The sequence below is a fragment of the Streptomyces sp. NPDC059909 genome (genome assembly GCF_042730885.1).
In the GTDB taxonomy this organism is placed as follows: Bacteria; Actinomycetota; Actinomycetes; order Streptomycetales; family Streptomycetaceae; genus Streptomyces.
Genome location: NZ_JBHWKX010000033.1, coordinates 1 through 11952 on the forward strand (window position 1 = coordinate 1; position 11952 = coordinate 11952).

The window sequence follows — 11952 nt, forward strand, 5'->3', positions numbered from 1 at the left end:
CTCAGCCGCGCCCATAACCAGCCGCCAAGACCACGACCAGCCCACCCACCCCAGCCGCAATGTCGAAACGGGCATCAACTCTCATACCGCCCTCTTAGAGTGGAATCCCGAGTCTGAATCGAACAACGTTCCGGCAGTGTTGAGCACCGGATCGAGCAGCCACCGGAAGGAGACTCCGGACAGGTCCACCAGCGAGATCTGATGCGCAAGGGCGTACTCCTGCGCAGCCTTCGTGAACCCGCTGGTCGAAAACAGGGCATAGGAGTACTGGTAGCGACGTCGGGGGCGCCCGCTCGGCCCAACGGCGAAGTTCTCGTTGACGTCGCGAAGCAACCCGTGGGCTTGGCGTACGTCGCGCAATACGCATGGCGCGTCACGAAACTTCGCTTCCAGGAAGAGGCGTATGGGCAGCGAGAACGCAGGAGTGAAGGCGAACTGACCGAGAACGTCCACTTGGTGGCGGGCACCCCGACCCTGGACGAACAAGGTGTGCTTCCCCTGTTGGGACAGTTCGACCGGATCGTCGGCGACCGAGGTCAGAAGCTCGTAGCCGCTGCGCCTCAGCAACCAGGCCAACGCTTCTTCCAGAAGGTAACCCCGGAGTTGAGCCTGTGTGGCCATAAAATCCGCCTCGAATCGATTGGGACGAGGCCGCCTACCCACCCGACCTCACTGCTGACACCGCCACCGTGCGCCGGGAAATTCCCGCTTCGTGTGCTCTAGATCCACTTACCCTCGAGAAGCGGGCCGCCACCTCAGCGGGCTAGGCTGCGGCTTGACGCTCGCCCTCGTGCATCCAGGCGATGACGTCAAAGACTCGCAGTGCTGCGATGTCGTCACCGATTCCAGCCTTCTCGCGCAGCCGGAGCAATTGCCGGTACAGCGCCATCTCGTCTGCCTGCAGCGCCTGATGCAGCGCAGCCCAGAAGGTGTTGTCCACTTTCGGGCGCTCCAGGAGGGACTTGACTCGGATGTCGTACACCGGGATCAATCGGGGGCGCTTGCGGGCAAGTAGCTTTCCCGCGACGACCGGCCCGACCCCGTCCGGCTTGTTGGGGTACTTCTCGGCATCACGGAGACATTCCCACAGCTGCCATGCTGGCCCGCCTTCCGCAACGAGCGGGGCGCTGTCGGGATCCTCCAGCCGAGCGCTGCGCGGGATGGCCGACAACAGTCGCGCCCAGTGGCCGTCCGGGTCGGTCAGGAGGTCGACCGCGCCATGTCCACGCACGTGGACGCCAAGCATCGTGATCGCGACAAGGTCGTCGCTCGTGAAACGGTTCGCGTCTGCTTCATTGTCACCGCCGCCGCCGAGCCGCTCGAAGTATGCCCCGGAGTAGTACAGGTCGCCCTTGGCGCGCCGCCGTGTGAAGTACTCCACCAAAAGACGCACGGCTTCGTTGTCATCCCAATAGATCTCAGGAATCTTGAGCTCGGCCATGACTCCCCCCAATGAATTTTCGTGTGGCTGATCAGGAGCATGCTACTGCTGATGCGGCGGAGAGGAAGGGTGTTCGCAGCAGCACCAGTCCGACCGCGGTTGTAGATCCCGAGGGTACTGAGACAGTGCAATCGTGGGGTCACAATAGGCGAGGACTGCGATAGTGTCGCATGTTCCGCGTGAAGTAACCCTCGTCCACGAAGCCGCACTATCCGGGAGTCAGTTGCGGCTGCCCCTGTGCAGGTACGAATGGCGGCCTGCCGTGGAGGAGGATGAACTCGACGATCAGGTCCGCTTACATCAAGCCGGGGCGCACAAAGCGGGCTGGTTCGGTGAGGACGTGGGCGGCGTGGTCGAGGTCTGCGAGGCGTGCTGCGAGAGTGGCTTCTGCGAGGCGTTCGGGCAGGGCGGCGCTGAATTTGAGGCCGTTGAGGGCGCGGGGGTCGATTTCGGGGAGGCAGAGGCTGTCTGCGGCGTGCGCAGTAGCTTCTTTCCACCTCTGCGGGGTGAGGTCGGCGCGTAGCCGCACGTAGAGGTCGTTGCCGCGTTGGAGGGGGTCGGCGATGGGGGTCAGGGTGGCGGCCAGCGTGACGTTCGTGCGGTGGCCGGCCCAGGTCCACCACCGCAGGTCCTTGCCCTCGCCGTCGTGGATGATGTGATTGCCGCCGGGGTGGACGGTTTCTGTGCTCTCTTCGCGCAGCTGCGCCAGCGCACCTTCGGCGCGTTTGGTGAATGCGATCGGCGGGTCCTCGCCGAGGAGGACCTCGCGGGCGGCACGGGCAAGTTCGAAGGACGCCATGGGCAGCGCGCCGCTGTTCCACTTTGCTTTTCCGCCGCTGTCGACGGGTTCCACGAAGCAGCGCTTGCGGTTCCAGTCGATGTAGGTGACCTGCCAGCTGCGGCCGGCGAGCAGCAGGCGTCGCGGTCCGGCGCACTCCTCGGTGAGAAGGGTGGGGTCGGTCTTGCCGATCTCGGTACGCCCGTTGAGGACCGTGAATTCCGGTGCAGCAGTGAAGACGGCCGTGAGGTTCATGAAGTGCCGGTGACCGAAGCGGCGTTCGGCCTCGGGGCCGATGAACAGCATCCCGCCGTCCTGGTCGAGGTAGCCCTCGCGGACCAGGTGGCGCACGATGGGCTCGGCTGCCGGGCCGAAGGGGCCGAGGCCGCCCCACCACTCCTGCCAGAGCCTGTCACCGATCCCGTGTTCCTGCAGGCACAGGGCGAGGATCTGCTGCGCGACGATATGACGCGGCTCGGGCGGTGGCACGACGGGTTCGACCCAGCCCCGGGACCACTGGAGCAGCAGGGCGGCAGCGGCGAGCAGGCCGCCCTCGTCGACAGCGAGGAAGAGGCAATTGCGAGTGGAGCCGGGGCGTCGTCCGGTCCGTCCGATGCGCTGGAGGAAGGAGGCGACGCTGCCAGGGGCGTCGATCTGGATGACACGGTCCAGGTCGCCGACGTCGATACCCAGTTCGAGGGTGCTGGTGGAGACGATGACACAGTCCCGAGCCTCGGCGAAAGCCTCCTCGGCGCGACGGCGCTCGTCCACCGACAAGGAGGCGTGAGAGAGGAACGTGGTGACACCCTTGGCGCGCAGGCTCTCCCCGAGTTCCTCGACCTGGCGTCGGGACTCGCAGAAGACCAGGCGCTTCTCACCCCGGTGGAGGGCAGCGATGACCGTGGCGGCGTTGGTCAGCGAGGCGACGTAGTCGAGTTGCACAGCGCCCGGCGGCGGCCCCGCCGGCTTCCCTGACGACGGCTCGGACTGAGCGCGCAGGTGCGGGGCGATGACCTGGGCGGGGCGGGTGCCGGCGGCCGAGCCCTGGAGCCAGCTCAAAAGTTCTTCCGGGTTGCCGACGGTGGCGGACAGCCCGACGCGCTGCACGGACCGTCCAACGACGCGCTGCAGACGTTCCAGGACGGCCAGGAGGTGCCAGCCGCGATCGTCGCCGGCGAAGGCGTGGACCTCGTCGATGACGACGGCGCGCAGGCCGCCGAAGAACGCGCGGTGGTCCACGTTCACGCTCACCAGCATCGATTCCAGCGACTCCGGGGTCGTCAGCAGGATGTCGGGGCGCTGGCGCAGGATGGCTTTGCGTTTGGGCTGGGAGACGTCGCCGTGCCACAGTGCGGCGGTGCGCCCCAGCCACGATGCGTAGGTCTCCAGACGCGGCAGCAGGTTGTTGAGCAGCGCTTTGAGCGGGCAGACGTAGAGCACGGAGGTGCCGGTCCAGTTCTCGGCGGCCATCCGGGACAGCAGGGGGAATGCGGCGGCTTCCGTTTTGCCGCCGGCGGTGGGGGCGAGCAGCACGGTGTCGGTTCCGGACAGCAGCGGGTCGATGGCCTCCTGCTGGAGCGGGCGCAGCGACTTCCAGCCGAGGGTGTTGACGATGTGGTGCAGCAGTACGGTGTCGAGCCTGCTTACCGGGTCGTCGGAAGCGGTGCGGGTCACGTCAGGTCCAGCTCGATGTCGTCGGCACTGGCTGCGGCGGCGTTGCGTTCGACCTCGCTGAGCTCGGCGGAGGAGACGGTGAGGGCGTAGTCCTTGCGCGGGTCGAAGTCTTCGAACTCATCCACGCGGTCGAGGACGTCCGCCACGAGTTTGCGCAGGAACAGCCGTGGCGCGACGCCGACGTTGCCTCCGAGGCCGCCGGTGACTGCTGTGGCGAGCTGGGCGATGTAGGCGTCGTCCACGGCGTGGGCGATCCGCTCGGGGTGGGTGGCCTGGCTGGCGTAGAGGTCGCGGATGTTGCGTCCGAGCTCGCAGAGCCGGGTCAGGTCGAAGCCGGGCAGGCGCAGCTGCACGGCCCGGGGGGAGTCGAAGCGCGGGTCGGTGGAGAAGTCCGTGGCCAGGCGCTGGGCCAGCGGAGGCAGCCGCTGGATGCCCTGCTGCCCGTCGTAGAAGGCGGGGGTTCCGGTGATGACGAGGAACAGGCCGGGGAAGCGTCCGGCGTCGATCTCGTCCAGGAGCTGCCGTAGCGCGTTGAGGGCCTTTTCCCGGACGTCGCTGCGGACCCGCTGCAGGGTCTCGATCTCGTCGAGGACCAGGAGGAGGCCTGGCTGGCCGCAGTCCCTCAGGACGGTGAGCAGGCCTTGCAGGAAGCCGAGGGCGGCGAAGTGGTCCAGGTCGCCGCGGACGCCGGCGGAGCGCCGGGCGGAGGCGGCGACGGACTTCTGTCCGCCGAGCCAGGCGATCAGTGCTTCGGCGGTGGGCGCGTCGCCTGCGGCGCGGGCATGGTGGTAGCCGCGCAGGGCTGCGGCGAACGCCGGGGTGGTCCGGGCGACGTCGATGAGGCGCTGTTCCATGAGGGTGTCCACGGCGTCGGCGAGCGCGTCGGCGTCGTCCTCGTCGGTCTCGCCCGCGTCAAGGACCTCTTCTTCGAGGGTGAAGAACCAGGAGTCGATCACGGCTCGCAGCGCGCTCGGCGGGTGGGTGGCCGTGGTGAGGCGCTCGGTGAGGCGGCGGTAGACGGTCTCCAGTTTGTGCAGAGGTGTCTCGGTCTCCGAGATCTGGATCTCGGCGGTGGCCAGTCCGGCGCGCTTGGCGCGCTCGGCGAGCCAGCGGGCGAAGAAGGTCTTGCCGGAGCCGTACTCGCCGCGGATGGCGTGGAAGGCGGCGCCGCCGCGCGCCACGGTGGCCAGGTCGCCGTCCAGGGCCCCGGAGAAGCGGTCCAGGCCGACGGCGAACAGGTCGAGTCCCGACTGCGGCACGGTGCCGCGCCGCAGTGCGTCCACGACCTCGCGGCGGCGGGCCGGGCTGACCGCAGAGACCGTGCTCATCTACGCCTTCACCCCGAACTGGTCCTTCAGCAGTGTGATGTCGAGCTTGACGCGTGCGCCCGCGTCGATGAGGCCGAGGACCGGGTAGCCCTCGACATTGAGCAGCCGCTGCAGTGCCGCGACGAAGAACTCGGCGTTGCGCGGGGCGCGCCCGCCTGAGGATGCGGCGGCTGTGCTCACTGCGGCGAGCGAGAGCGTACCGTCCGCCGCGATGAGAGCGTCGATGACGGCGGCGACGGCCTTCTTCTCGGGGCCCTTGCGGACGAACTGCTTCTGCGCCGCATACACGCCGGTGTCCACGACCAGGGCGCCGAGGGCCGGGGACGTTGCAGTATCGCCGGCACGGGGCGGCTCGGCCTTCTTCCTTGCGACCGGACCGGAGCCCGGGCTGGGTTGCGGCGCGGCGGGCACATCCTTGCGGCCCGGCTCGTGCCACCACGGCGGGGTGACGACTTCCGGGGCCAGCACTGACCAGCCGGTTGGCAGGATCTCGGCCGACGGAAGCAGCACCAGCACCGGCACGGTCATCTCGGCCAGAGCTGCGCCGCCGTGGTAGCCGGCCTTGCGGGGGGTGTAGCGCTGATCTTCCCGCCACAGCACGGTGACCGTGCCGCCGCCCTCCAGCACGCGCGGGCCGGCCAGCTGGATCTCGTCCTCACCGGGCTGCTCTGCGGGGCTGGCGATCCGCCAGCGCGCCGACTCGACGCCGTGGGCGGGCACAGGGCCTTCGGTGGTGCGGTCCAGGACGTGGCCGTGATCGGCGACCAGCACCACCGGGCGGCCCTGGCCGCGCGCGGCGTCCAGCAGCTCGGACAGGTAGCGGACGCTGCCCACTGTCCAATCGCCCTTGGAGTTCTCCTGACCGTGGTCGAGCGCGTCGTCGATGGTGTTGAGGACCACGCCGACGACGCCGTCGCCTGCGAGGGCCGCGACGACCTCGGGGGCGAGCCGGTGCCCGGCTGGGCCGGGCAGGTCGGCCTTGTGGAACAGCACCGCTTCATGCCGCCGCTTGCGCCAGAACGCGATGAACCCGTCCTTCTCCACGCTCTGACCGCCAGCAACCAGGCCGCCGGTGAGGAGCGTGGCGCGGCTGACAGTGGTGATCGACGGGATCGCGGCGACGGCGGCGGCCCGCCGGCCGGCGTCCGGCGCGGCCTCCATCCAGCGCGGCGCGCCCAGTTCCTCACCGAGCTGGGTGGCGACCGCGCTGCTCATGCCGTCGAGAAGCAGGATCAACGGGGGCCGCTTCGCAGCGAGCGGCACCGCGATGTGCCGCAGCACGTCCTCCGCCAGCAGCGCCCCGTCGGGCGCGGTGCTGGTGGCGTGCTGCGTCCAGGCGGCCAGGGTCTTGGCGAAGGTGCGGTCCAGGCGATCGCGGCGGGCACGGGCGGCGTCGTGGACCACCCGGTACGCCTCGTTGACGTGCGGGTCCGCCGCCCCGTCCCCGGTCCACAGCCGGTTCAGGGCACGGTCGGCCCAGCCCCAGTTGCCGAGGTGGGCCTGAACCGCGGCGCCCACCGCTCCGGAGCCGGACGCGAGGTTGGCCTCCGGGGTCGTCAGCCAGCGTTCGAGGCGTACCGCCATCTCGGCGAGGTGCACCTGCTCGCAGAAGAGCAGGGCCGCCAGGTGATGATTCTTCAACTGGTGTAGGGCGGCTTCGGCTGCCGTCACGTTGCGCTGGTCGGGAGCCGGAGTGAGAGCGGCGGCGAGTGCCCTAAGCCGGGCGCGGAAGCCTGAGGGAAGGAATCCGCTGTCGGCGAGGGCCTCGCGCAGACCTGCCCGATCCGCCAGGCGGTCGGCCTGTTCCAAGACCTCCAGGACGCGGGTGCGCGCCTCGCCGCTGCGCGGTCCACCCGCTGTGGCCTGCGTGATCCACCGGGCGAGGACGCCCTCCACGGCGAGGGTGTAGTGGCGCAGCTCGTCCGGCCGGAAGGGGACGGAACCGAACAGCGCTCCCACGGCCAGGGCCGCGTCTGCGGTGGCCTTCGGCCCGGTGAGGGCGGCGGCGACGATGCCCAGTGCCATCGCGTCTTCGCCGCGTCCGGCTTGTGCCAGGGCGAGCAGCAGGGGAGCGGAGTCGCCGACTGTGCGCTCCAGCCAGTTGGTCAGGCCGGCTCGCTCCTCGGGCTGCAGGTCCGCGAAGCGTGCGGGGCCGCCGGGGGTGCGGGACCAGGTGAGGAGGGCTTCCACGTCGAGCGGCACGGCGTCGGTCGAAAGGCCGTCGCCCAGGCCGATCCGGGCGTGCACGAGGGCGCGCATGGCCGCGTCCAGGGTCAGCACGGAGCCGACGGGGAGCCATCCGCCGGGCGGCTCTGCGGCGAGCAGCGCGTCGGCGAGCCATGGTTCGCGACGGATGCGCGGGTCGACGTCCACCGCGCTGAAGCGCTGCTTGACGATCTCGACGCGGTCGACGGTGAGGAGGGAGCGGCCGATGGCCTCTCCGCGCAAGTCCAGCGGCATGGGGCGGGTGTCGGGAGCGTCGGTGGTGACGACGAGGATGTCGCGGCCAGCAACGCCGTCGGCGTGCCGGGCGAGATGGCTCTGCCAGGCGTCGACGATGCCGAGCACCGAGGACTGGTGGCTGACATAGATCCGGCGCTGTTCCTGCTCGCCGTCCACCATCGGATCCTTGATGAGCCGAGTGGTGAACTCACCTGGTGCGCCTTCGCGGTAACGGCCGCGGACTAGTACCAGGCGAGAGCTCTTGGCGTGGGGGAGCGCCGTCCACAGCAGGGCTTCGACCGCGCGCTGGTCGATCTCGGGGACGGTGGTCCCCGTACTCGCCTGGGTCATGATGCACCACCTTCCACTTCCTGCCAGCCGATCTCGATGGCGGTGCCGGGCTTGGCAGCCGCGTGGGAGATGATCTGTTGGGTCAGTTCCGCAAGGACCTGGGCCAGTTCCGGCTCCAGGCTGCCTGGGCTGGTTGCGACGATCAGGCGGCGGCGCCGGGCGGGCGGAACTGTGGCGGCAGGGGATGCGGCGGGTGTTGCGGGCGCCTCGGGTGCCGGCTGCGCCTGAGCGGGCAGCGGGGGCTGGCCGTGGACGGTCAGGCTCACCTGGTCTGCGCCCCGCGGGTTCGGAACAGATGCTGCGGTGGGTGACGGGGCGGGCTCGGGCGCTGGCGCGGCGACGGCGTTCAGCCGCCCGGACTCGCTGATGATGTCCACGGCCCGGCTCTCGGCCGCGTTCAGTACCGGAGCCAGCTCCCGGTCGCGCTCCACCGTGGCGGCCGTCTCGGCGATCTCCGTAAGTAGCCGCTCCGCCCGGTCCGCCAGACCATCGCCGCGGCTGGTCAGGCCGCGCACGCTGTCGAGAAGCTGCCACTTGACGCGGTCCAGCGCGTCCAGGGTCTGCTGGGCCGAGGACATGGCCTTCGCCAGTACGTCGTCCGAGGTTGCGTAGCCGAGCGCGGAAAGCTCCCGCACGAGCGCGGTGGCGTCCTTGTGCCGGACCAGGCGGGCGATCAGGTCGGCGGCGTCGCGCACCGAGGTCTCGCGGGCGTTCTGCTCGTCCATCAGGCCGAGTGCTGTGCGGTGGTTGGCCAGGGACCGTCGCAGACCGTTGACGGCCGGCTCCCAGCCCTGTGCCTTCGCCCGGACCTTCGCTGCCAGGTCGTTGACGTTACGGGCGTAGCGCACCCGGGGCACGCTCTGTCCGAACAGCGCGGCGGCGCGCTCGTGCGCGGCGGTGAACTCCTGCTCGCTGGGCAGCTCCTGCGCCCGCAGCGCCCAGCCGGGGGCGATACGGTCCACGTCGGGGGCCGCGGCGGAGGAGCCGTTGTAGACCCAGGAGCGGTCCGCGACCAGCGCGTACACGGCGATCAGTAGATTGCTGACCGCCTTGTCCAGGCCGGTCCAGCCCAGTTCGGCGATCCAGCGACGGATGTCCTCGACCTCGTAGTCGCCGGTGACGCCCTGCGCGGTGGCGTGCTGCTCGATGCGGCGGCGCCATTCGGTTCCGATGTTCAGCGGCCCGTCGTGGACCTCACCCAGCTCCAGGGGGTGAACGATCCGCTTGACCAGACCCAGCTGCTTGCTGTCCACGACGACGCGACGCGAGCCGTCCTCCATGGCCCGCGCGATCCAGCCGTAGACCGTCTTCAGCTCGCCAGCGGTGACGGGCTTGCGGGTCTCCTGCGGGTCGAAGTCCGGGTGCTTGGGGTAGAGCGCGGCGAACAGCCCGTCGGCAAGCTTGCCCAGGTTGTACGCGAAGGGCGCGCCGCCCTGAAGCTGCGGAGTGTGTCCCGGGTAGAGGGAGTACACGTGCTGCCCGTCCGGGGTCTCCGCGCCGACGTTCGTCTCGTCCAGGCTCGCGATCCCGTACAGCTGCCGCAGCACGTCGGTGAGCTGGCTGGTGAGGGTGTCGCGCTGGGCCTCGAGCTGGTGCTTGACCCGGATCTGGTCGTCGGAGGGCAGATGGGCGGCGTAGTTGGCGAGACGGTCTCGCTCCAGCAGGTACTGGATCTTCAGCAGGCGGCCGAGCTGCGCGGAGCGCTGCGGGGAGAAGAAGAACGGCAGCCAGACGACGGTGGCAGCCTCGAAGCCGTCCTGCCGCAGCCGCTGGATACGCGCGGTGTCATCGCTGGGGTGCCCGTCGGACTCGTCGAAGGGGTAGTCGACGATGAAGCGGACGCGGCCTTCGACGCTGGGCGAGAACTGCGTCGTCGGCATGGTTGCCGGTTCCTTGACGTTCTCGAAGACGAACTCGGCGATGCGCTTGGTACCGCGCCATACCACCTCGTGCTCGCAAACGAACGCGCCCGTGTCGCGGACGCCAAGCGCCTCCCACAGCCGCTCCTTGACCCAGATGCGGCGCTGCCCGACATTGTCCTTCTCGCCCACTGCGTCGAGGATCGGCTCCACATCGAGGTCGGACAGATGGAGCGTGAACACCGGGTCGGCGTCGTTGCCGTCGCTGCGCAGCTCCCCGGGGAACTCCGCCTGCAACTCGCGGAGCCGGCGCACCGCCAGTTCGCCCGGCGTTACCGCGCGGGAGCGCAGTGAACCGTGGTTGAGCGCAGCGAGACGTCCGCCGGTGAGGCGGGACAGGGCGGGGACTTCCGGTGAGAGGAAGCCCAGGAGGAGCGTCTTCACGAAGCGGTCGTCGGCACGGTAGCCGGCATCCTCGGTGGAGCCGTACTTCTGCAGGAGGAACGCCTGGACCTTGGTGTGGAAGCGGATCGCAGCCTCGGACTGTGCGCGCAGACGGTCAGTGAAGGCCTCGCCCATGCCGTCCGCGAGGACGTCCCACAGGTCACCCAGGGGTATCAGGTCACCGAGCTTCATGTCCTCGCGGCGGCGGTAGAGCATTTCCTGGATGAGCTTCAGACCGGTGCGCTCGCGCTGCAACGCCCCGGAGAGGGCGACCAGGGTGTTCAGGAGGACGGGGGAGAGCGGGTAGAGCTCCTTGAAGTCCGCCCAGTCCGCGCGGGTCGCCCCGGCTGCATCCAGCAGCACCTCGCGGACTGCGGCGTCGGACGACTCGACCGTGGCGAAGGCGCTGCCGAGGGCGGCGCGAGCAGCGTCGTCCTTGGGCTGGAGAACGCGCTCCTTGATGATCGCGGGGAGGTTGCGGTCCTCCAGGCTCACGACGTCGAAGCGGCCCGCGAGGTAGCCGACCTGCTGCTCGAGGTTCTTCACATCCGCGCCGACCACATCGGAGCCGACCAGCTGCGACAGGTCGCGCTGCCGGGAGATGAACGACACGATCGGGACCGGCCGGTCGGTGTCACCCGACTCGATCAGCTTGACGAGCTTGCTGACCTCGTCATTGACCATCGCCTTCTCGGTGAGGTGCGCCTGCAGCCACAGGATCAGCTCATCCAGGAAGAGGACCAGCCCGTCATAGCCGAGGCTTTGCGCATGCCGGCTGATGACGGCGAGGCCGTTCTCCAAAGGAAGGAACGCGTTCTTGTCGCCCTGCGCGCCGCGGGCGTAGGACGCCATCGGACCAGAGTCCGAGATCAGCGCGGAGATCAGCGCATTGCGCAGCTCGTCGCCGGGAGCGGCGGCGAAGGCGGCGTCCAGGCTGGCAGACGTCCAGCCGGAGGCGGGGGCGTCGAGTACGTCCAAGTCCTCGAGGTCGTCGCCGTCGCTCGCGTTGCCCTGGGTAGCGGCGTCCGGGCCGGAGGGGTCGCCGAGCCACTGGATGAACTTCCCGTCGTCCGCGAGGAAGTCGCGCTGCCGGCGGGCATCCGCCAGCGCGGCGTCCGCGCGGTAGACGGGCGGCACGGGCGCGCCCGGGTGCAGCCGCCGGACGGCGGCGACGTAACCACCGAGCAGTGCCGAATCCAGCGACGCCGCGCCGACCAGGTGGTACGGCACCATCAAGAACCGCTTCTTCGTCCCCTGCTGGACCAGCCAGTCGGCGTGTTCGGCGATGACCGCCTGCAGTTTCGGCTTGTCGCGGGCGACTGCCGTACTGTCGTTGAGGATCGCGTGCAGGACGGTCAGGAAGTGGCTCTTTCCGGAGCCGAAGGAGCCGTGCAGATAGGCGGCGTGCGAAGTGTTGTCGCGGACTGCCGCCTTGACGATGCCGAGGGACTTGCGAAACGCCTGCTCGAGCTGGTCGGTGACGACGTATTCGCGTACCCGCTGCCCGGATTCGCTAAAGCCGCCGGACAGCTCCACCTTGAAGTCGCCCGCGAGGACGGACTGGGGCAGGTTGAGGACGTCCTTCAGGTAGAGGGCGTCGCTGGAGGAACTCATGGGCGGTGGTCTCCCTCTTCC

General features: G+C 69.5%; 6 protein-coding genes. All 6 read right to left on the bottom strand.

Features of this window, described 5'->3' with window-relative positions; all coding sequences use genetic code 11:
- Positions 1 to 81: 81 nt before the first annotated feature.
- Complete coding sequence (locus tag ACFV9O_RS22405; protein WP_385420513.1) at positions 82 to 621, bottom strand: hypothetical protein; 540 nt, start codon at positions 619 to 621, stop codon at positions 82 to 84.
- 142 nt (positions 622 to 763) lie between these two features.
- Complete coding sequence (locus tag ACFV9O_RS22410) at positions 764 to 1441, bottom strand: DUF6308 family protein (RefSeq protein WP_385420514.1); 678 nt, start codon at positions 1439 to 1441, stop codon at positions 764 to 766.
- Between the two features lie 295 nt (positions 1442 to 1736).
- Positions 1737 to 3893, bottom strand: coding sequence for a DEAD/DEAH box helicase (locus tag ACFV9O_RS22415; protein WP_385420515.1), 2157 nt, complete (start codon positions 3891 to 3893; stop codon positions 1737 to 1739).
- Complete coding sequence (brxD, locus tag ACFV9O_RS22420) at positions 3890 to 5221, bottom strand: BREX system ATP-binding protein BrxD (protein ID WP_385420516.1); 1332 nt, start codon at positions 5219 to 5221, stop codon at positions 3890 to 3892. Before brxD ends, ACFV9O_RS22415 begins: the two co-directional genes overlap by 4 nt.
- A complete protein-coding gene (gene pglZ, locus ACFV9O_RS22425; RefSeq protein WP_385420519.1) occupies positions 5222 to 8014 on the bottom strand; it encodes a BREX-2 system phosphatase PglZ in 2793 nt (930 codons plus the stop codon).
- A complete protein-coding gene (locus ACFV9O_RS22430) occupies positions 8011 to 11931 on the bottom strand; it encodes a PglY protein (RefSeq protein ID WP_385420521.1) in 3921 nt (1306 codons plus the stop codon). The genes pglZ and ACFV9O_RS22430 overlap by 4 nt, the downstream gene beginning before the upstream one ends.
- Positions 11932 to 11952: the final 21 nt, after the last annotated feature.